At 34.7% G+C, this 21,176-nt stretch carries 25 protein-coding genes and 1 pseudogene; 14 read left to right on the plus strand and 12 right to left on the minus strand.

What is annotated here, in order from left to right; all coding sequences use genetic code 11:
- Positions 1-212: 212 nt before the first annotated feature.
- A complete protein-coding gene (locus LJY09_RS08315) occupies positions 213-524 on the minus strand; it encodes a hypothetical protein (protein WP_099330828.1) in 312 nt (103 codons plus the stop codon).
- Between the two features lie 19 nt (positions 525-543).
- A complete protein-coding gene (locus LJY09_RS08320; RefSeq protein ID WP_099330829.1) occupies positions 544-966 on the minus strand; it encodes an Lrp/AsnC family transcriptional regulator in 423 nt (140 codons plus the stop codon).
- A gap of 144 nt (positions 967-1,110) precedes the next feature.
- Here LJY09_RS08320 and LJY09_RS08325 point away from each other — a divergent pair, with 144 nt between their 5' ends.
- Together LJY09_RS08325 and LJY09_RS08330 are read left to right on the plus strand one after the other, a co-directional pair.
- On the plus strand, positions 1,111-1,311 hold the full coding sequence (locus LJY09_RS08325; protein ID WP_028413848.1) for a DUF1272 domain-containing protein: 201 nt from the start codon (positions 1,111-1,113) through the stop codon (positions 1,309-1,311).
- Positions 1,312-1,534, plus strand: a pseudogene (locus LJY09_RS08330) (cysteine hydrolase); the annotation flags it as partial.
- A gap of 84 nt (positions 1,535-1,618) precedes the next feature.
- Here the strand turns inward: LJY09_RS08330 and LJY09_RS08335 are convergent.
- From LJY09_RS08335 to LJY09_RS08345, 3 genes are all read right to left on the minus strand, one after another.
- A complete protein-coding gene (locus tag LJY09_RS08335; RefSeq protein ID WP_033578599.1) occupies positions 1,619-2,116 on the minus strand; it encodes a DinB family protein in 498 nt (165 codons plus the stop codon).
- 172 nt (positions 2,117-2,288) lie between these two features.
- Positions 2,289-2,600 carry a DMT family transporter gene (locus tag LJY09_RS08340; protein ID WP_154972787.1) on the minus strand — a complete coding sequence of 104 codons (312 nt, stop codon included), beginning with the start codon at positions 2,598-2,600 and terminating at the stop codon, positions 2,289-2,291.
- Positions 2,600-2,938 (minus strand): DMT family transporter, encoded by a 339-nt coding sequence (locus tag LJY09_RS08345; RefSeq protein ID WP_154972788.1) that lies wholly within the window; start codon positions 2,936-2,938, stop codon positions 2,600-2,602. The genes LJY09_RS08340 and LJY09_RS08345 overlap by 1 nt, the downstream gene beginning before the upstream one ends.
- Before the next feature lie 188 nt (positions 2,939-3,126).
- Here LJY09_RS08345 and LJY09_RS08350 point away from each other — a divergent pair, with 188 nt between their 5' ends.
- Both LJY09_RS08350 and LJY09_RS08355 read left to right on the plus strand, forming a co-directional pair.
- Positions 3,127-4,014, plus strand: coding sequence for a LysR family transcriptional regulator (locus tag LJY09_RS08350; RefSeq protein ID WP_228307661.1), 888 nt, complete (start codon positions 3,127-3,129; stop codon positions 4,012-4,014).
- Positions 4,015-4,129: 115 nt separating this feature from the next.
- The gene (locus tag LJY09_RS08355; protein ID WP_154972790.1) at positions 4,130-4,648 is read left to right on the plus strand and encodes a hypothetical protein; all 519 of its coding nucleotides are present in this window, start codon (positions 4,130-4,132) and stop codon (positions 4,646-4,648) included.
- Positions 4,649-4,729: 81 nt separating this feature from the next.
- On the opposite strand, the gene LJY09_RS08360 is transcribed toward LJY09_RS08355, so the two are convergent.
- The 3 genes from LJY09_RS08360 to LJY09_RS08370 form a co-directional block, all read right to left on the minus strand.
- Positions 4,730-4,876, minus strand: a complete 147-nt coding sequence (locus tag LJY09_RS08360) for a BH0509 family protein (RefSeq protein ID WP_014460666.1) — start codon at positions 4,874-4,876, stop codon at positions 4,730-4,732.
- Positions 4,877-5,827: 951 nt separating this feature from the next.
- Positions 5,828-6,028: a cold-shock protein gene (locus LJY09_RS08365; protein WP_013056409.1), complete on the minus strand. Its 201-nt coding sequence runs from the start codon at positions 6,026-6,028 to the stop codon at positions 5,828-5,830.
- Between the two features lie 750 nt (positions 6,029-6,778).
- Positions 6,779-7,423 carry a glycosyltransferase gene (locus LJY09_RS08370; RefSeq protein ID WP_108674578.1) on the minus strand — a complete coding sequence of 215 codons (645 nt, stop codon included), beginning with the start codon at positions 7,421-7,423 and terminating at the stop codon, positions 6,779-6,781.
- A gap of 355 nt (positions 7,424-7,778) precedes the next feature.
- On the opposite strand from LJY09_RS08370, the gene LJY09_RS08375 reads away from it, so the two are divergent.
- Positions 7,779-9,374, plus strand: coding sequence for an acetolactate synthase large subunit (locus tag LJY09_RS08375; protein ID WP_154972792.1), 1,596 nt, complete (start codon positions 7,779-7,781; stop codon positions 9,372-9,374).
- Between the two features lie 624 nt (positions 9,375-9,998).
- The gene (locus LJY09_RS08380; RefSeq protein WP_165635770.1) at positions 9,999-10,160 is read left to right on the plus strand and encodes a hypothetical protein; all 162 of its coding nucleotides are present in this window, start codon (positions 9,999-10,001) and stop codon (positions 10,158-10,160) included.
- A gap of 335 nt (positions 10,161-10,495) precedes the next feature.
- Here LJY09_RS08380 and LJY09_RS08385 read toward each other — a convergent pair whose 3' ends face one another.
- Complete coding sequence (locus LJY09_RS08385) at positions 10,496-10,900, minus strand: hypothetical protein (RefSeq protein WP_098113362.1); 405 nt, start codon at positions 10,898-10,900, stop codon at positions 10,496-10,498.
- A 254-nt stretch (positions 10,901-11,154) separates the two neighbouring features.
- On the opposite strand from LJY09_RS08385, the gene LJY09_RS08390 reads away from it, so the two are divergent.
- The 7 genes from LJY09_RS08390 to LJY09_RS08420 all read left to right on the plus strand — a co-directional run bounded on the left by LJY09_RS08390 (position 11,155) and on the right by LJY09_RS08420 (position 16,649).
- Positions 11,155-11,472 carry a DUF3243 domain-containing protein gene (locus tag LJY09_RS08390; RefSeq protein ID WP_014460657.1) on the plus strand — a complete coding sequence of 106 codons (318 nt, stop codon included), beginning with the start codon at positions 11,155-11,157 and terminating at the stop codon, positions 11,470-11,472.
- Positions 11,473-11,917: 445 nt separating this feature from the next.
- Positions 11,918-12,613: a Na-translocating system protein MpsC family protein gene (locus LJY09_RS08395; protein WP_014460656.1), complete on the plus strand. Its 696-nt coding sequence runs from the start codon at positions 11,918-11,920 to the stop codon at positions 12,611-12,613.
- Between the two features lie 177 nt (positions 12,614-12,790).
- Positions 12,791-13,006, plus strand: coding sequence for a hypothetical protein (locus LJY09_RS08400; protein WP_098999935.1), 216 nt, complete (start codon positions 12,791-12,793; stop codon positions 13,004-13,006).
- Positions 13,007-13,145: 139 nt separating this feature from the next.
- On the plus strand, positions 13,146-13,835 hold the full coding sequence (locus LJY09_RS08405; RefSeq protein ID WP_099330835.1) for a Na-translocating system protein MpsC family protein: 690 nt from the start codon (positions 13,146-13,148) through the stop codon (positions 13,833-13,835).
- Between the two features lie 117 nt (positions 13,836-13,952).
- Positions 13,953-14,384, plus strand: a complete 432-nt coding sequence (locus LJY09_RS08410; RefSeq protein WP_042992195.1) for an ATP-binding protein — start codon at positions 13,953-13,955, stop codon at positions 14,382-14,384.
- Between the two features lie 591 nt (positions 14,385-14,975).
- Positions 14,976-16,238, plus strand: coding sequence for a glycoside hydrolase family 18 protein (locus LJY09_RS08415; RefSeq protein ID WP_098999934.1), 1,263 nt, complete (start codon positions 14,976-14,978; stop codon positions 16,236-16,238).
- A 75-nt stretch (positions 16,239-16,313) separates the two neighbouring features.
- On the plus strand, positions 16,314-16,649 hold the full coding sequence (locus LJY09_RS08420; protein WP_033578620.1) for a L,D-transpeptidase: 336 nt from the start codon (positions 16,314-16,316) through the stop codon (positions 16,647-16,649).
- Positions 16,650-16,794: 145 nt separating this feature from the next.
- Here LJY09_RS08420 and LJY09_RS08425 read toward each other — a convergent pair whose 3' ends face one another.
- From LJY09_RS08425 to lgt, 3 genes are all read right to left on the minus strand, one after another.
- Entirely contained in the window at positions 16,795-17,754 is a 960-nt protein-coding gene (locus tag LJY09_RS08425; protein WP_154972793.1) for an aldolase catalytic domain-containing protein, read from the minus strand.
- A 474-nt stretch (positions 17,755-18,228) separates the two neighbouring features.
- Positions 18,229-19,275, minus strand: coding sequence for a YeiH family protein (locus LJY09_RS08430; protein ID WP_154972794.1), 1,047 nt, complete (start codon positions 19,273-19,275; stop codon positions 18,229-18,231).
- Between the two features lie 245 nt (positions 19,276-19,520).
- Positions 19,521-20,336, minus strand: coding sequence for a prolipoprotein diacylglyceryl transferase (gene lgt / locus LJY09_RS08435; RefSeq protein ID WP_154972795.1), 816 nt, complete (start codon positions 20,334-20,336; stop codon positions 19,521-19,523).
- A gap of 243 nt (positions 20,337-20,579) precedes the next feature.
- Between lgt and LJY09_RS08440 the strand changes: the two genes are divergently transcribed.
- Complete coding sequence (locus LJY09_RS08440) at positions 20,580-21,149, plus strand: MarR family winged helix-turn-helix transcriptional regulator (RefSeq protein ID WP_028413823.1); 570 nt, start codon at positions 20,580-20,582, stop codon at positions 21,147-21,149.
- Positions 21,150-21,176: the final 27 nt, after the last annotated feature.

Raw genomic sequence — 21,176 nt, forward strand, 5'->3', positions numbered from 1 at the left:
CAGGTTTGAGTATACCATAAAAGGTAATAAAATCCTTTTAATCTATAATATTGATAATTTTAAAATAATTTCATATGTTTTAGAGACCAATTACAATACAAAAAAGGTAGTGCATGTTGCATTACCTTTTTTTGTACGTTTATTTTTTATATCTATATAACATCGAATTGATCATGATTAAGAAAAAACGGGCATGTGGCATAATCTTAGATTCAACTAACTTCTGCTTCCATGTAACGAAATCCAAAAAACGTGTAATATGTGACACGGTAATTTTTAATTGATTTTTGTTTCACACTATTCCACTGATGTCCATTCGGCTTTGCTTGGTAACTTTGCACCATAAACTTATCCAGTGGTTCAAGTGACCACTTTCGGAAATTTTCTTCGAGTTCTTCTACTTTCTTTTTTTCTTCTGGTGAATCTAAAGGGCTTGCTTCATTAGCTGTTATCCTTGGTATACCAATAGCTAAAATAATAATAACCCCAACAAGAATGCTCCAACTCAAAATCCGCTTTTTCATATTGGATATTTCTCCCTTTCTATTTTATTGCTTTATAGACAACTGGTGATGAAAGTTTAATCAATGTAGATGGCTCTCCAAAAGCCATAGATTCATCAATAAATGTTTCAAGAGATTGAACGGAATGAGTTAAAACCTTTACTAGATAGTTGTATTGACCCGCCAAACGATGACATTCAATAACTTCAGGGTGTTCTTTACAATATTCTACGAATTGCTTGCATTTTGTATTGCTAAATAAAATAAAAGCAGTTACAGGTTTGTTGAAATTTTCAGGGTTAATTATTGCTCTATATCCATCTATTATGTTTTTCTCTTCAAGTTTTTTTACTCTTTCATTAACAGCAGGGGTTGATAAACCAACCAGCTTTCCCAACTGTGTAAAAGACAAACGAGCATTTTCTTGTAGATGTAGTAATATATTTTTATCAATTTCATCCATAAAACATACCCCGCTTTAAATTATAAATTAAAATAATGAATTTTCCGTCAATATTAAAGCTATTAATTAGTAATACAATAAAATAGATATGTGAAAATAGAAATTTATACAATACAATTTAATTATATCAAAAGGAGGGATTTAATGGCTTTAGAAATGAGAAATACATGCGAAAAGTGCAATAAGAAACTCCATAATAGCTCTGTTGCTTATATCTGTACACATGAATGTACATTCTGTGATAAATGTAGTGAAAGTGCGATGTATATTTGTCCTAACTGTGAAGGGGAGCTGGTCAAGAGACCAAGGGGGCAAGAAAATCCGCTAAGTTGCTCATTGATTTAGACACAACACTGTATAGATAGTGAAGTCAGAACAGCTACAATCAATGGGGTGGATGTGACATTAGTGGGTGATGGACATTCAACAATGGACAGTAATGGTTTTAAGTGCTGAACAAATCATAAAGCATTATAAGGAAACTTTACATGGTCATTACAACGTTGCACACTTTTCAATTGTCAGAAATGCAGAGGAAGACTTGTTTTGTCCCACACTTTATTCATAAAGGTAATAGTACACAACTAAAATAAAGCTCTAAAAGTGTTTAATGGACGCTTTTTAGAGCTTTATTTCTGCATTATGTCTCAATCTAAGCAGGAAAGCCTCCCGTTGGCGGTGGCCATGCTCCGTTTAATCTTCTCATAATGACAATTTCACCTAGATGATAGCTGTTGTGAGAAGCAATATTACGCAGTAATCCCCCTGGGGTTTCACTTGGCCAAGCATCCAGAGGTTCTTCGATTGATAATGTCTCAGCTAAGTGACAAGCTTCGTCAATTCCATCACAAAAATGCTGGATCGTCTTTTGCCATTCTTCCTCATCAACCGGAGCAGGATGTTCAGGCCAGCTTTCACTTACACTTTTCGGTCTCTCAGGGTTTTCTCCTTTAGCAAGAGCAAGTAAAAAGTCTTGCCAATAGCTCATATGCTTCACTAATTGATAAATAGAGTAAGGTAATTCCTTTTGTTTATGTGAAGCAAGTTCCATATTAATATCGGTTATTGCATTAATTGTTGGAAGATGACCTCTTTCACCTCTGAGTGATTTGATAAGCGCATCGCGAAATGCTGTATTCGTTTGTGTCATGTTTTTTCAGACCTTTCTTTTCAAAGTATTAAGCTTGTAACAGTCTAACACAAATCAGTTTAATATATGTACTTCCGCGATTTCGGAAATATGAAAACCCTTACTAAATACTAGTTGAAGAGTAAATGCCCAATATAAGAACAAGAGATTTTCGGTTAAACATCTTTGTGTGTTAAAAAGCCTTTAGTACAATAACACCGGTAATAATAAGAGTAACGGAGATAATCTTTCTTTTGTTTTTTGATTCCTTAAATATATAAATACCTAACAGCGTTGTACTAGCAATCGTTAGCCCTGCCCATATAGCAAAAACAATACCCATTTCAAAATAGTGTGTCGTTAGAGAAATAAAATAAATACAGGCAATGAACAGCAAGAATGCGCCTATCGTGGGAACAGTTTGTCTAAAGCCTTTAGATAGTTTTACACACATTTGCCCTGCAATGCCTAAAACTAAGCCAATCGTTAAAAATACGTATCCCATTACGCTGCCCTTCTTTCTTTAGAACTTCCTTTAATGTTAAGAGAAACTGCACCAATTACGATAAGAGAAACTCCTAAGATTTTAGATAAGGAAATAGTTTCATCAAAAAAAATAATACCTGTGACAACAACAAGTACGGTTGCTCCTCCTGCATATAAAGCACTTGCTACTCCTACTTCACCTTTGGCGTTAAGGACCATATAAGCAGCAATCGAAGAACAATAAAATAGTATGGCTAAAACAGTCGGAACAAAGTTTGTGAATCCATTTGTAAGATTAAGAAAAAATACTGCGATTACCTCCAAGATGATGGCAAGAAACAATAGTAAATAAAACAATCAGATTTCCTCCTTTTAGTCACCTCATTTTAAGAACTTTACGTAATGGCTACTAAATAATTGCAGTAGCACTCGGATGTCATTATTTTATCTAGAGCTTGATATCTTGTAAAATAATGATAAATGATTGTAGATATCATTATCATTAATACCTAAATGAATGAACGTAAGTAGAAAGGAGGATGTTTATGGAAGTAGAAGATATACGTATATTTATAGCTGTGGCAGAATACGGAAGTGTAAGTCTTGCTGCTGATAAGCTAGGTTACGTCCAACCAAATGTAACAGCACGTATTCGATCTCTTGAACGAAAAATTGGACACCCATTGTTTCATCGTCACAGACGCGGAATGACATTAAATGTAGAAGGTCGAAAACTTTTAACGTACGGAGAACAAATGATGAGGCTAATGGATGAAATACAGAAAGCATTTCAAGATGAGCGTAACCTTGTTGGATCATTATGTATTGGATTAGTTGAAACGGTAGTAGGCTTTCCTGAAATCATTTCTTCCTATCATAATAAGCACAAAAATGTGGATATTTCTCTAGTATCAGGAGTAAGTACACAATTAATAGAGAAAGTTCTTAAGTTCCAGCTAGACGGGGCATTTGTAGCAGAACCAGTAAATGTGTCAATGCTTGATCAAATTCCGGCTTTTGATGAAGAAATTGTACTTGTATGCAGTGCAAATGAAAAAGGGAAGAAGCAGATTCAGTCTGCCAAAGAGTTACTGCACCTACCATTCATTTTATTTAATGAAGGCTGCCAATATAGAGAAAGACTACAGCAATGGTTAAAAGACGAACAAATCGTATCGCCGAAAATTATGGAATTTGCTACACTTGAAACGATTATGGGGACAGTAGTTTCTGGTCTTGGTGTGACACTTATAGCCCGGTCATTAGCGGAGAGATATGAGAGGGAAGGGTTAGTACAGCTCTTTTCAATACCTGGGCCTTATAGAAACCTTAGGATTGTATATGTTCGTCGTTCCGACTCCTATCTAGGAGTAACTGAGCGTGAGTTTATAAAGACAATCAGCGAAGTAAGAGAAGGGAAAAAGCAGAAATAAACAGACGGTGTTTTCACAAAGAGCTTTTTTATGTAGCTTATGTTTAGTATGAATATACCAGGTATTAATTTGAGCAGTAAAAGTGAGCTTTAGCTGCAAATAAAAGGAGAAAAGCATGAGAAAAGCAACTATATCAAAATTAGACAAATTAGTGGGCTTAAATGTAAGATGCGCGGGGAGAGCCTCAAATTTGTTTTGGCTAGGATTTGGAGAAAAAATTTTAGTAACCAGAAGGGGGAAAACGGAAGAGGTAGCTGAATACGCTTTACATATTCAATGTTCATGGCGTATTGTCAAAGGTAATAAAATTGTAGTAGCCTCACGGGATTTCTATTCTCCAAGAACAGGATTGGATGATGAAAATGAGTACTTTGAATGGGATGTCCAGGGAAATAATCGATTCGATGAACGAATTGAATCTTTTATAGAAGGTATAAACGAACACACGATTGTTGAAAGAGTTGACTCGGATGAAGTAGGAGGGCTAAAGGTCTTTTTATCTCAAGGTTATTTAGTGGAGGGATTTCCGGATACGTCAGAAGACGATGAGTATAGTGAGTTCTGGAGACTTTTCAACCGAAAGGAAGACAGCCCTCACTTTGTTGTCACAGGAAAAGGTATTGAAAACGAGTAATCGTATAATTAAAGAAACGAAAAAAGCACAAACCCGTTGGAACCAAACGTTTTTGTGCTTTTTTCTTACTTTATAGTTGAGTTACATATAATCATAAGCGGAATCATCAAAATAGAGCCAGTGATAATATTCAACCTGCGGATCTGTCATTTTTAAAACTTCTTCTTCATTGAATTTTTTATACTCAACTAATTTCTGTACTTTAGAATTTCTTTCCACTTGGCTCATTTTAAATCCTCCTTATAGTTTGAAAAGTAACAATGTATTTAAATTTAGAAAGCGTTTTCTTTTTTCTTATTTTTATTATATATCTCAATATGAGATTAAAACAATATCAATTATAGATGATTTTTTAAAAAACAATATAGAAATGGTATTATGGCGTCGAATTGGGACAACAAGGCTTCTGCAATCGAAATTAAATAATAGGTGATTGCCAACGGCCAGGTTAAAAATTTTTGTTCGTATCGTTGCTTAATTCCTAAAAAAACATTATGATAACTAGCTCTATAAACTAAAAATAAAGCTAGCTGGGTTAAGCTAGCTTTATTTTTTTATGTTGTTTTGCAGAGTGATAAATTTTCAACTGTCGTTCACTTTGGTATAAAAACTCTTTATCAATTTCATCATGTTACGCCCCGAGGTTTTTGACATTTGATGATGATCTTCATCATCACGTGTACTCAGGTACCAGCTTCCCTTGTCATCTTCATTTAATCTATATACCTTATTGGTTCTACTATCTGTATAAAAGTTTCCATCCTTCAGCCTCAAATAATCGCCCCTCTACCAAGTGTCTATCCTGTATTATGCCCAAGATATCAATTTTATGAAAAATTTTATATACACAAAAACAGCAGGTTTCTTAATACGCTTATTATTTTGTATGTAATTTACACAGGTGCAAAAAAGGATAAGGGCTATGAGTGAGAAAATATTTAGTAATGGAGAAATAGTAACTATAAGAGTATCGAATGAATCAGTAACAATCTTAAAAAATCATTATGTAAAAAACATGAAAAGATACTCTTATACAGTCGACAAATATCCAAGTACCTTTTTCTTTGAAGAAGAATTAAAAAAACACGAACTATAATTGTTGATAAATAAGTTTTGATATAAAAATCTTTTTAAATAAAAACAGACTCTGAAAATAGAGTCTGCTTTTTAGTATGGTTTTTATGCTTTATTTACGTTTGTCGCTTGTGGTCCGCGTTGCCCCTGTTCGATATCAAAAGTCACTTCTTGACCTTCATCCAAGGATTTAAAGCCTTCACCTTGAATAGCTGAGAAGTGAACAAATACATCTTCTCCACCTTCACGCTCGATAAATCCAAAACCTTTGTCAGCATTAAACCATTTCACTTTACCGTGTTCCATTTTTTGTTGCCTCCTAGAATGTAGAAAATAAACCAGATTATCATTAAATCTAGCTTATTTATTATATTATCCCAATAGAGACATCTTAAACTTAAATTAATGTGATCTTTCTAACTTTCTTTATCAATACTCACTTCACTAAAAAGGTGATTGGGGTATGACGATCTACATCATAATGAGGTTCATATGCAAAAACCTCAAAATATTTATAAGTGATCTTCTAAACATCGAAATGATAGAAGTCAAAGATCAACCAATGCCCACATACTCATTATGGGCATTTTATTCATAAATATGAACTAAATTAGATGAGAGAGCACACGGGGACCCGTCTGCCCAAAAGAAAGGGAAGTTCACTCAAAATCTTTTTGAATAGTGGTGTAAAAATAGATTCTATTAGATAAGAATCTATGTACCTTTTGATATAAATCCAACCTTCGCATGAAGCATCCTTAAACTTGTTTACAAATAAAAAATGACGCCGTTGGAGGCGCCATTTTTTATAGAATAGAGAAGGACACACCCTATGCACGGGCGGTACTCTTAACACATCGTCTTGATTTGATAATACCCAGTGTTTAAGTTTAATAAACCTTTTTTTGGTATGACGATTTATGCAGAATATCTACATGTACCTTTTTAGTGAACATAAGGTCTCCTAGAGGCATCAATCAAAAGAGTTCTTACAGGTGCAGTTTCTTATGAAGGAATTTCAAATAATCTCCAGCATTCTATTGGCGATTATTAAGATTATTTATTAAATTTCTCTGGAAACTGTTTCACAACTCCCGCAGATATAGTATCTGCCATTAAGACGATATGTGAGATTCCTTCATCAATTGCAACGATTCTTGCTTCCCAATCTTTTTCTAAGCTTGCAGATAAATCATTTGTCACCAATTTTAGATGCATATACAGTAATTTTTTTAAGTCTTCATTTTTTAAATAAGGGTTAGCCTGGCTAAGGAACGCTGCTATATCATCAGCATTTCGATACCATTCTTTGTTTAATTGATTCACCAAGGCTTTCTTTCCCGTTTTAGCTGCATCTACAATCTTGCCGGCAATCACAATATGTTCCTTAAGCAAAGCCGTAAGTTTGTTCCCAGCTTTTTCTCCGTATATCGGCTTCACAGCATTCCCGATATCTTCCTGATTTTTTAATAACCTTGCCAACACCTGTTTTTGGTCTTCTGATCCTGCTGTTGTTGCACTTGTAATATAATTACTTGTCCACAATACATGATCCATCCAAAGTCTTCTGAATTCATTTTCAAACGTTACCTGAGATTGACTAACACGATGTTCTGGTGCTTCAGCACGAGCACTACTTGGTTCAACCAGCATGTTTAGCGAAAATAACACAATAAATCCTACCCATAATAATCTTTTCATAAAAGCCGCTCCTTCCAATTTATACGAGTATTCGGCTTATTATTTGTATATGGGATTTTTTACATTCCTTAAAATGTTACTTTCTAATAATAATTCTTTATAGAGTATTGTCACACTCCCAATCAGTTCACACGGATGAAAGGTTGACTCATCCAATTATTTATACATTCTCTAAAAAATGTATTTAACATAAGAACCTAATGGTAACACTATAAACAATAGTTAGTGAGTATGATTTCATTCCATATATTTAGGGTTTCGGTTAGTTAAAACGAGAAAAGACGAGATAAGAATTAATGAGCTATTTCTTTCACATAAGCTTGTCAGAATACTATCTAAAGAGAGGTCGAACAATATGAAAGTGACGGATACACTTGTTCAATGTTTAGAAAATGAGGGAGTTGAATATATTTTCGGAATACCTGGTAAAGAGACGTTGGATTTTATTGATTCTTTATCCAACTCTAAACAGATTCAATTCGTGAATGTGCGGCATGAACAAGGAGCTGCTTTCATGGCAGATGTATACGGAAGGTTAACAAACAAAGTAGGGGTATGTTTATCAACATTAGGACCAGGAGCTACTAATTTATTGACAGGTATATCTAGTGCAAAACTAGACCACTCTCCTGTTGTAGCATTAACGGGACAGGCTGTTTTGGGGAGACAGCATAAAGAGTCACATCAATATATGGACATTATTAAAATGGTAGAACCAGCAACGAAGTGGCGTGTTCAAATAAAAGATGCACAAACGCTTCCTGAGATTATTCGAAAAGCATTTAAAATTGCACAAATGGAAAAGCCAGGACCCATAGTAGTAGAATTGCCAGAAGAATTAGCAACTCAAATCGTTCCCATCAAACCTATTTCACCTACATCTATACCCGTAAGTATACCTATCATGGAGTCAATTCAGGCTGCCAATACTCTTATTAGGCAGTATGAGAGACCTTTTGTTATTATCGGTAACGGCGTTGTTAGACAGGAAGCCGTGGATGAGCTTCAACTATTTATTGAACGTCTTCAATCACCGGTTACCCATAGTTATATGGCTAAAGGTGTGTTATCTAAAGATCATCCACAAAATTTCTTTACGTTTGGATTTAATGAGAAAGATGAAGTGCTCGCAGGCTTAAAGGAAGCTGATCTGCTTATTGTAATTGGGTTTGATTTTGTCGAGAAGCTACCCAAAGAATGGAACACGGAAAAAACACCAATTTTACATATAGATACCTTACCAGCAGAAATAGATGAATATTATCCAGTAGAAGCTGAATTGGTTGGAGATATAAAGCAGACTTTACGGGTATTCAATCAGCTCGATATTCCTTCTAAACTGTGGATTCCTTCTGGTAATCTCCAGAAACAAATTAAGCAATCCTATCATATTGAAGAGAAAAAGATAGACAGCAATTTACTTCATTTGACAATTGAGAATATCTTGCATAGTATCGATAAGCTCTCTTCAGAGGAAACAATTGTGATTTCAGATGTGGGAGCTCATAAAGTATCTATAGCTCGAACTTATCAACCCAAAAACGCTAACAAGTTCATTATATCAAATGGTCTAGCTTCCATGGGTATTGCTTTACCAGGCTCAATTGGAGCTAAACTAGCCTGCCCTAATGATTCAGTTATTTGTATTACTGGAGATGGAGGAGCTTTAATGAATTTTGCAGAAATAGAGACGGCAAAGCGCTTAGGGCTTTCATTCATTATTATTGTCTTAAACGACTCTACATTAAAAATAGAGCAGGAAATGATGAACAAAAAGTTTGGTAAGAGCTATGGAGTAACTTTTACAAACCCAAATTTTGTCCAATTGGCAGCTAGCTTTGGAATTAAAGGAGAACGGGCAAATAGTTTAGTCGAATTTGAAAATATAATAAAAAGAGCCTTAAAAAATGCAGATGAGATTATCCTAATTGACGTTCTTCTAAAAAGCTGATTGCGATTTCTCCATTATTTTAACGAGTTATCTCTGTTAAGAGATTAGTCTGTAGATTCACTAGGAAATAAATGTTTTTAATTTTTTTAAATAAGCTAAGCTGAGCTCAACCCAAATCCAACTATAAAGGAAAGTAAATACAAAAATTAAACCAGTAGTAGAAAGAGAAAAATTATTGGGAATCGCAGGACCTAGTATTGGGAATTTGAAACCGTACAATAAGGTAATAATCCCAACAGTTAATAGAGTGGCGCCACTTATAACAATGTACAATCTCTTGTTAAAAATGTAAAAAGCAGCGCCTATGCCCATTCCCAATATTCCGGTTGTAAAAGGAAAAATAATAAGTTCACTTGGCTGGATAATCAGAAGAAGCAGATTAGTTAGTGTATAGGTAAGAAACCCTAGAGGAAGCGAAAGTATAAAACAAAAAAGAATGGGTGCGGTAGATAATTGACTAATGAAAATTCCTATAAAAAGTAATAAATATTAATTTGAAATATATACTAAATGAAGAAAAGGCACAGGAAAGTATAGAATGAAAACAGCATGTATATCCACATTATGAAAAAACGTATCCTTAATGCGCGATGAACATTGTTTAATTAAAAGGAGGAGTTTTATATGAGTGATAATCAATCAAATGATTTAGAACAGGTATCAGAGGAATTAGCTGATCTTGAGAAAGAGTTTGCAACAAAGCCTTCTGATCCTTATCCCCATAAGTATTATACTGGAGACACTTCTATAGTTTCTAATGCTGTGCCAGGAAACGATAAAGAATAAAAATTCCCCCTTATCTATTAATAGATGAGGAGAAATTTAGAGCATGTAAGCTTAAGCACTGTATTTTTCCAGAACCAAAATACATCTCATAAAAAGACAGTTATATTTCATCTATTATTTTGAATTAAAAGTAATCGCTTTCATTTTTTGCTTTCCCGAAATCATTTGATAGGTTATAATAAATATCTACAAAAATATTAAATGATATGTAAGTAACAAGCAATTACACCCTTAATATTTAACTAAACAGAAAAACTCCCTTAAGGTATTAGGGGAGTTTTTCTGTTTTTATGTATACTATATAAGGGTAATTTCACCATAATAATAGGGCAAACTCATTTTTCAATTCTAACTAATGTTTTTTCTGGCATGTCAATGTCGTCGATGTCAAAGTAATGGATGTTTAACGTTAATTTCCTCTCTGGTTCTTCAGCTTCTTCTCCTACCCAACAACTATACAATTCAAAAAAGTCTCCTGACTTAAGATAGCGGTCCATCAATTTGCATAGTGCAATTAGTTTCTCTTTTGATTCTTTGCGCCTGCTCTTATTCATATATTCCGTAATCTCAATTCCCCAGTCACTTGCAACTTCATAAACATAAAGGGTAGTAAATTGGTGTTTCTTTATGTTCAATCGATTTCTTTCATCTGAAAAGCAATTCCCAATAGTAACTAAATTATCTAATTCCTTATTAATAGGTAATTCTACGTTCGAACCTATATAAGTAGCTAAACTCATTTGTATTCACTCCGTTCCTCATCTAAATAACCCGTTAAGTTTTGTGGAACTAACCTAGGTTGTTAACATCCTAAGAAATACATCCTGTTATCAAAAAGGTGTTTCACTAAACTTTATTACAAATACTCGAGTTTTATTCAAGGTTTACTATTATTCTACTTAATATATGAATAGGCTGCGAAATGTTTATATACCTGTAAATGGGGGATTTACCATATAAGAACATTGATACCTAATTGGAAGGAGAATGAAAAATGAACAATAATACTGAAACCGTTGAGAATAAAGTAGAGGATAAACTAAATGAAATGAGTCAAGAGAAGAAAGACAACATCCTTTCCAGTTTTAACGAATTTAAAAGTTACTTAGGGGATAAAGTCACAAAAGGTGAGAAACTAGGGTTAAATGATAATCAACTAGCTCTAGCAGCTAAAAAAATAGCTGACTATCTCGCAACCCATGAGGAGCCACAAAATGAAGAGCAATACTTGTTACATGAGTTATGGAAAGTTGGAAACGAGGAAGAACAACATCATCTTGCTCATATGCTTGTTAAATTAGTCAAAGAATAATCTAAATCGATTATAGATTACGTTTTCCCATTATTTATTAGAGGTTCAAGTGAATTCAATCCACATAGCAAAGAGCCACTTGCGTAAAATAAGTGGCTTTTTTTTCTCTTTCATGCTGCACCTCTGTTTATTTTTTAATATGTCCCTGCGATGCATCAATTAAAAGATAAAGCTATATTTCCCCAACAATAATTTGACTACATGCTATAACTCACTTCATTGAAAACATCAGTACGAATCCAACGGATTCGTATTTTTCGGTGACATTCAAAATACGTACCAAGCAATAGAAAGAAGAGGTTTTGAACGTTTATAATTCGGTTAAACATGAAGTAACAAATTATTTTTTATTTATTCTGCATATTTAAATTATTCGTTCGTAATGGTACAATAAAATGATGGAAAGAAGATATGATGCTTCTTTCTTAATAAAGGATGAAGAAATATGGATATTAAGGCTCAGCAAACAAAATTGGCGAATAACTTGGGCAAATTGTTACGAGATAACTTTGGAAAAGGCCCCGAGGCTGTTCATGTTACGATTTATGAACCTTATGTTGTTATTTATGTCAGTGGCTTTGTATCGCCGATGGAACAAGTACTGTTAAACCAGAATGAAGAACTTCAGGTTATGACTACAAGAGAGCTTTTGGTAAAGACTCTTGAACCTCAAATCACTGGTCAAATTAAAGGGATTACAGACCTTGACATCCAGCACTTATATTATGATTGGAATTTAGATCATCACTCCGGAATTTTTGTGGGAGTTTGTCTGGACGATTTGAAAGCCGATTTGACTGAGGGTGACCCTTACCCAGGAAAACAAGCAATTCATGATCGGATTATAAAGATGAGTGAAATTGCACAAAAAGGGCCTGAGAAAATCTCTTCGTATAAATTAAGTGATCGTACATTGGTCATCGTAAGAGAAGGAATACTGGTGGCTATTGAAAAGCAGCTAATTTCGTTGGGTTTTGATGACACCTTACGCATCTCTAAACGCCCTTTGGAAAAAGGAATCTTACGACAAAACGATGACTATGATGAGATATTAAATGCAGACATTCTTGATATTTTTGTGGATTGGGATTTTGAAAAGGATAATAGCATTATTACTCTTATCTTAAAACCAAAAAATTAATGAGGCAGTAATGAATTGGACACATTGTGCCAAACATAAGCCGAGGAAGAAAAGCTCATACCTTTTCTTTTTCGGCTTATTTTTGTTGTTTCAAAAGAGTAAGTCCTTTTGTAACGGAATAATCCCCTAAAATAGCATCTGAAAATAGGATGTGCCAACAGAAAGGATTTGGTCGGTATGGCTGATAATCATGAGATTGTATTGTTTATAAAAGAGCTTCGTCGATTGTTGCAGGATTACAAAAAGTATGACAATGAATTTTACAAAGAAGAAATTAGCAAGGATATAATACTTTTAAGTACCATTATCTACGGAAGTAAAATTGGAATTTCAAATAAAAGAAGAATCTTTAAACATAGAAAATACAAAGGTAAACAGAAACCAATCTATTAAAAATGTACTAGTATGACTAGTTTACATTTTATAGAAAGTGAATTCTTATTACCTAAAATGATCTTATGATGAAGAAGGAGTTTTCATAAAACATCACGAATAGTATACCTTATGAAACTAGAAACTAGGTGCACCATCTATGGATAAAACGAAACTGGAAAAAGAATTAAGTAGTTATATGGGAAGGTTACTTCGTGAAAATTTTGGAAGAGGTCCTGGAGGTGTATTCACCGTCATTTCTCCTCCTTTTATAACCGTTTATTTTAAAGCCTTTTTATTACCTTTAGAAAAGGCTTTGCTAGACAAGGGACAAGTTATCTATGTTCAAAAAACACGTGATTTGTTGATGGAGACTTTAATTGAAGAGATAAAAGGATATATCCAATTAAATATACATTTAGATATTGAAGAATTTTATTATGATTGGAATTTAGAGCTGCAGTCTGGCATGTTTATCATGATCCATTCTGATAAACATAACATAGTCAACCATTCCTATAAAAATCAGAAATTGCTGCATAAAGAAGTTGAGGAAGTGACTCAAAAAGCAGAAAAACTCCCTCAAGATGTTTCTTCTTATTTATTAGATCAGCGAACACTCCTTATAATTAGGGAAGGTATTATGGTAAATATAGAGAAAGAATTAGTCCAATTAGGGTTTGAAGAAAACCTTACATTGGCTAAAAGAAATCTCGAAAAAAGGCTACTCCATGAGCATAGTCAATCATTAGAAGTGATTTTAGATTCAAAGGTAACAGATATACTGGTCGCATGGGATTTTCATAAAGATAAAAGTACAATTCTTCTGATTTTAAACCCAACTTCATAACGGCACTGATAAGCTAGGCACTGAACTAGATGTAGGCCAAAAAGAAAGGTTATCTAACCTTTCTTTTTGGCCTATTGTTTTTTTACTACTATTAAAATAAAGAAAGTGGTGATAATTATGCTATTTCAATCGGATAAAGGAAAGGAACCTTTAACTGTTGAGATACACACGGAAGTGGATATAGTAGAAGCCCGTCAGAAAGGACGAATGTTCTCTAATTGCTTAGGCTTCAGCGCACTCGATCAGGCCCGAATTATTACGGCTATTTCAGAATTGTCCAGAAATATATATAAATATGCCACTACGGGGAAAATTATAATGGAAATAATAGAGAATCAACTTGAAATAGGACTCAAAATAATAGCTATAGATAAAGGACCAGGCATTAAAAATATTCAACAAGCGCTAGAAAGTGGCTATACAACGTCAGGGGGATTAGGCGTTGGTTTATCAGGGGTAAAAAAATTAATGGACGAATTCACCATATCATCTCAAGAAGATCATGGCGTTAACATCGAGGTTATAAAATGGAAAAAAAGAAATAAATAAAAGAAACACAAGGTAAAAGGTTAAGAAAGAACTGACTTCCTCTTTACAAAAAACTCCTTTATTAAATAGGAGATAGCTTCTAAAAATATCATCCCCTGATGATCCTGCTCTAGGGTACGGTTAAGATATTTCACATGCTTGAGTTGGTGCCCTCAGCATGTGCTTCTCCTCTATTAACTCTTAGCCGTAGGACAAAAATTTTTCTCTGCAGTAATCACAAGAGGCTTAAAAACATGAGAAAAAGGTGTGGGAAATTATGAGCAATTCCATTTAATCGTTAAATGGAAGGAGCAAGCTCTCATGATAGAGAGCTTGCTCTTTTTATTTCTTAATATAATCCTATCTGACAAAAAACAGCCTGTTTCAAGTACACCAAAAACATACATTTATGATACATAGATTTTGAGATCATCTCTGGAACATTTCTACCCGTATTAGGGACGCAATAGAGTGAGAGTGTGTAAAGAGGTTATCCCTTACTTAACTCAGTTATATAAACAAACAATACTCATATACATTTATTGAATGGCTTTTTTAAACTTGGTGCGGAATAAAACGTAAATAGATAAAGAGTACATAGGAGGAGAAAACATGTTTGTTCATATAGTTCAGCCTGGTGATACGTTATCTTCAATAAGCAGAAGATATGGTTATTCCGTTGCACAGCTTAGGAGCGTGAATGGGTTAGAAGAAGCAAATATTGTTCCAGGTCAAGCCTTGCTCATAGCCCTATATGTATACACAGTTCAACCTGGTGATACGATGAAAGGTATTGCTAAAAAAGCGTACGTGTCCTTGGAGCAATTGAAAAGGGCCAATCCTTCAGTCTCGTATAACTACTTGCAAGTCGGAATGAAAATAAACATTCCTAACATATCAGACTATATTGCAGGGACACTAGAATATTATGCCGTTCGAAACCCAGAAGCAGATCGCGAGTTAATCAGTGATTTTGCAACGTATTCCTCTTCCATTTCTATCTTTGAATATCATTTTGGCAGCAATGGAGATATTATAAATAATTTAAACGATTTAGTAGCGATTGAAACGACTTGGAAAAACCGAGTTACACCGTTAGTTACGATTACTAATCTAACTTCTGAAGGATTTAGTTCTGATCTTGCCCATCAAGTTTTAAATAATCCTCAGGCCAGAAACAATCTTGTTAATAATATTTTTTATTTAGTATCTAGAAAAGGATACGGCGGGGTGAATATTGATTTTGAACGTGTAAAGGCCGAGGATAGAGATCTTTTTACAGGATTTTTACGTCAGCTGGGTGAACGTTTAAAACCTGCAGGGTACGTGCTGACCATAGCGGTTCCAGCCAAGACGAGCGAAGATATCCCTTGGTTAAAAGGATATGATTACGGGGGAATAGGGGCCGTTGTTAACTATATGTTCATTATGGCATATGACTGGCATCATGCAGGCAGCGATCCGGGGCCTGTTGCACCTATTACTGAAGTAAAAAGAACAGTAGAATTTGCGATAAAAAGTGTTCCGCGAAGAAAACTCATCATTGGCGTTCCTTTGTATGGATACAATTGGTCAATTCCTTACAAGCCCGGCACGGTAGCACCCGCTATATCCAATCAAAATGCGATTAAAACAGCGATGAGATATCAGTCTCCCATTCAATATTCAAAGGAGTACAAATCTCCATTTTTTCGGTATAAAGATCAAGCGGGGCAGATGCATGAAGTATGGTTTGAAGATGTAAGAAGCATGAGTGAAAAAATGGTGTTAGTTCGTCAATTCGGCTTGCAAGCAATAGGTGCTTGGCAATTAACGCTTGGGTTTACGCCAGGACCTTGGCTTTTAAAGAAATTCTTTACTATTAGAACAGTATAAATAGCAGCAGTCATTATGGATTAATCTAGAAAATTTTATGTATAGTAAATTATAAGAGGGTGGGGGGGTTCTTCTATGGCAAAAAGGATAGATGTCTCAATAAAGCAGCATCAATTAAAACTATATGATGGAGCTAAATTAGTAAAGACATATCCTATTGCTGTAGGGAAAATGATTACTCCAACTCCAATTGGGAAATTTAAAATCATTAATAAAGATACGACCCCTCCAGCTGTATTTGGCCCCTTATGGATGGGACTGTCAAAGCCTACATATGGAATACACGGGACTAATGATCCAGCTTCTATTGGCAGAGATATGTCACATGGATGTGTCCGAATGGATAATGAAGATATTCTAGAACTTTCCTCTGCAGTTCCCATTGGAACGCCGGTTTATATACATAAATAATAGTTTAAGAAGAGCACGACTGTTTACATTTAGCTAATTGTCGAGATCGAGGGTATCAAAGTTTAAGGATATGCTATACAATCATGGTTTTTTATGTAATACAAAAAAGCACCCCGGTTAACAGAGGTACTTTTAGTATTTTAACTTATTTTGATGCTGGAGACGTAGTAACTTCTGGAGACGTTACTTTGTCATAAAAATCTACGAATTTGTCACGATCCTCGCTATCACGGTAAGCCATAGCAACACGTGGATGTTCATTCAGCACACCAGAAATCATGTAAGGAATGATATAGCCCCATTCCCACTTTTGACGCATTTCAAGCATATGCTTTTCAATTACGCCAAGAATCGGCTTCATCTCATAGCTTGGTTTTGGTATGTAGCTAACAAGCAGCTCTGTGTTACAGTTACCAGCTGCACGGCCCATACCATAAACAGATGAATCAAGGAATGTAACGCCATTACGCATCGCAGTTAATGTATTAGCAAAAGCTAGTTGCATGTTGTTATGCGTATGGATCCCAAGCTGCTTGCTAGGAATCATGGCTTGGAACTTTTTCACTTGATGCTCGATATCGGCAGGGTCTAGGCTTCCAAAGGAGTCAACAATATACACAACATCTACGGGGCTTTTCTTTACCATTTCAAATGCTTCAATAAGCTGATTTTCCGGTACGCTAGATAGTGCCATAATGTTAAGTGAAGTCTCATAGCCTAAATCGTGGAACATTTTTATAAGCTCTAAGCCTTTATCTACTTCGCGAATATAGCATGCCACTCGAATCATATCTAACATACTTTGCTCACGCGGCAAGATGTCATTTGGATCTACACGCCCGATATCTACTAAAGCAGATAGCTTCGTGAACTTTTTCTCAGGGATAATTTCTTTGAGAAAGTTATCGTCAAGAAATCTCCATGGGTTGGGCTCAGTTGTTTGAAGAAGCTTAGGTGAATTTTTATAACCGATCTCCATATATTCAACGCCGGCTGCGCTTAGGCCGTTATATAAGTCTTGCACAAATTCAACGCTAAAATCCCAATTATTAATTAAACCTCCGTCACGAATGGTACAGTCTATAATTTTGCTATTATGTCCCATGGTATTTGTTTCCTCCTATGTATTCTATTTATATAAATATTGTTTTAAACTTTATCGCTTTTATGCTTTTAAGTGCTAAACTCTCCTATTGTGTTTATACCATGACTGATTCAGAGGCGTCAATGTATTTTCTAAATGTTTCTCTGCTTTACTGTATTTCATGGTAGGAGATGCTTCGAATTTTTATCCGCTTAATGCTCTTAAAACAACACCAAGTTCAGCACTACAACCCCTAGTATATACAAACACACCCTTTATTACATCACTACTTACTGCAATAAAGGGTGTTTTTTAATTGAAACCGTTTATTAAGGAGAGGAACTGCCATTAGTATCTAGTATAGGTTTAGATTTCTCTATAATTAATCCATAAATTTGGAAAGATATTTAAAACCTGAGAAATAAAAGACTTTTTCACATTAACAGTTGTATACGAAGTATTAGCTGTTACTTAATCATTTTAATTTACTGGTCTTTACATCGTCCAAAACGTAAGAAATGATAAGAGTATAGAGGTAATAAACATCGCAATCAACGGCTTTAATGCTTTTGTTCGAAGAGCCTTCATACTTACATTTAACCCTAAGCCGACCATAGCCATTGTTAAAAGAAACGTGGTTAGAGTTGAAATATCATTCATGATCGTTTTAGGTATGATAAGGTGCTTACCAACGACATAACTTCCAAAAATACTCATGATGATAAAACCTATTAAAAACCAAGGAAATTCAATCTTCGTATCCTTTTCCATTTTTCCTGTTCGCTTCATCCAGTACATTAAGATAAAGCTTAATGGCACAAGTAAAAGCACTCTGCCTAACTTAGCCAACAGGCCAATAGCTAGGGCGTCGCGTCCAGCCGGTGCTGCAGCTAGAGCTACATGGACAATTTCATGGAGACCAACGCCTGACCAAATTCCATATTGAATATTCGTTAAATGTATATAGGGTCTTAAAATGGTATATCCAATCGCAAATAGAGTTCCCACTAAAGCGATAACACCAGCTCCGATAGCTGTATCTTCTTCTTTTGCTTTTACAATCGGAGAAACAGCTGCAATAGCTGCCGCACCGCATATTCCTGTTCCAATTCCTAAAAGAAGAGATAAACCACGATCAGCCTTCATCCATTTGGCTAGAAGAATTGTTAAAACAATCGCAAATACAGCCGTTCCCACATCGCGAAGTAGCAGTCCTAGCCCTTGATGAATAACAACATCAATATTAAGCTTTAGTCCATATAAAACAATCGCATAACGTAACAGCTTTTTAGAAGAAAATTCAATTCCAGATCTTATTTTTTCAGGGTATCCCCAAATTTGACGATAAATGACTGCCATTATAATTGAACAGGCTAGTGGACCAATATGATTGAATCCCGGGACTTTCGCTAATCCATAAGCAAGTAAAGCAAAAAGAAAAGTAAAAGCAATTCCTCCGGCCCATAAAGAAACATTAGATGACGTCTGGGCATTTGTTCGTGAGAATAGAGTCCGCTTTTGGGCTTTATTTATATTTATCATACATTTCATCTCCAATATGAGTTCTTATCAAGCGCGGCTTCACATAAGAAGTGTATGATTTAACTATAAAAGACACTTTATCATTAGTAAAATATAGATAAATCATTATTAAGATTAAAAATATTAATAAATGAAACAAAAAAAGAGCAAGTTGATCTTCAGAGTTACTGAAAATCAATTTGCTCCTTTTGTATGTTTTTATCCTTTAATTCTTTAAAAAATCATTCATACAAAAATATATGTGCTTATGAGAGAGATACAGTCTTACTAGTTGCTAAGCCTTTTTTACGTCTATACCATAGCAGGATCAAACTGCCTAGCACGCAAAAGAAAGAAACGAGCTGAGCTATTCTGATATGAGAAGTTAGCATTAAGCTATCTGTACGCAATCCCTCTATAAAAAATCGTCCTATCGAATACCATAGTAGGTAAGTAAGAAAGACTTCGCCTCTTTTTAACAAAGATTTTCTTAGGACGATCAAGACAAGAACACCTATTATGTTCCAAAGGGATTCATAAAGGAATGTAGGATGATAATAAGTTCCATTGATATACATTTGATTAATAATAAAATCAGGTAAATGTAAAGTTTCTAAAAACTGACGTGTAACAGGTCCGCCATGTGCTTCTTGATTCATAAAGTTTCCCCACCGGCCAATAGCTTGGCCTAATAATAAGCTAGGAGCTAAAACATCAGCCATTTTCCAAAAAGAAAGATTCTTTTTTCTGCAAAACCATATAGCTGTTAATACAGATCCAATAATTCCACCGTGAATAGCTATGCCTCCATGCCAAATTGCTATAATTTCGCCTGGGTGGTCTTTATAGTAACTCCATTCAAAAAGTACGTAGTAAATTCGAGCAGTAACGATAGCAATGGGTAGTGCTAGCAGAAGTAAATCAGAGATGGTTTCTGAAGAGATACCTCGTTTCTTTCCTTCTTTCGAGGCTAACAAAAAGCCTAAAAAAGCTCCTATCCCTATAATAATTCCATACCAATGGACCTCAAGTGGACCAAGGTGGAAGGCGATAGGGTTTAAAGGTTGTGTGTGTTGGTTCATGTTTTTTCTCCTTTACTTCGTATCGGTTTTCTTACATTTTTTTAGAGTGATATTAAATTAGAGTGCCTTTTTAGTATATCTAATTAGATATAGAAAGGACAACTTTTGCTTACGAAAGGCCACTATTTCTTTGCCTGCTTTAGTGTAACAGAATAGTCAAAATTAAAATAAACAGTACATTGACTTAATTACCAAAATATACTATTATTTTAGACAATATATTGTCTAAAATGGAGGGTTAATATGGATATTTATAAAGATCTTTTTTTAATGCAGCAAACTTACGCTACCTTATTTTCTCTGGCAAATAAAGTCCAGGTGAAAGGAGATCAGTCTCTTGAGCTCTTAACATCAAGACAGCATATGGCGATGGTGGCAATTGCTCATTTACCTGAAGATGAAACAACGTTAAATAATATTGCTAGAAAATTAGGAACCACAAAACAAAGCGTCAAGCAGTTAATTACCATTATGGAAAAGAAGGGGTATGTTGACGTGGTTCCTAGCAGTAAAGATAAACGTGCAGTTAACGTGAAAATCACAAAAGAGGGAAAAGAGGCGCTGCTTGTTGTTTCAGAAAAAGGAATTTTCTTTTTGGAAGACCTTTTTAAAAAGTTTTCAACCGAAGAGTTGGAAATAATGTGGAAGCTTTTAAAGAAACTTTATAGCTTTGACGGGGAAGAACATGATGGATTTGAAGAAGAAGGCAACATCAAAATGGATGAAGATCACAATGAATTACAGTTGAGAGTGATAAGGGAGCTTGAAAGTCGAAGAGTTCAAGCAATTGATAATATAAAAAAGAACTTATAAAAATAAATTTGATAGGCTACTTTACTT

The organism is Priestia sp. J2, assembly GCF_020790095.1.
GTDB lineage: Bacteria > Bacillota > Bacilli > Bacillales > Bacillaceae_H > Priestia > Priestia zanthoxyli.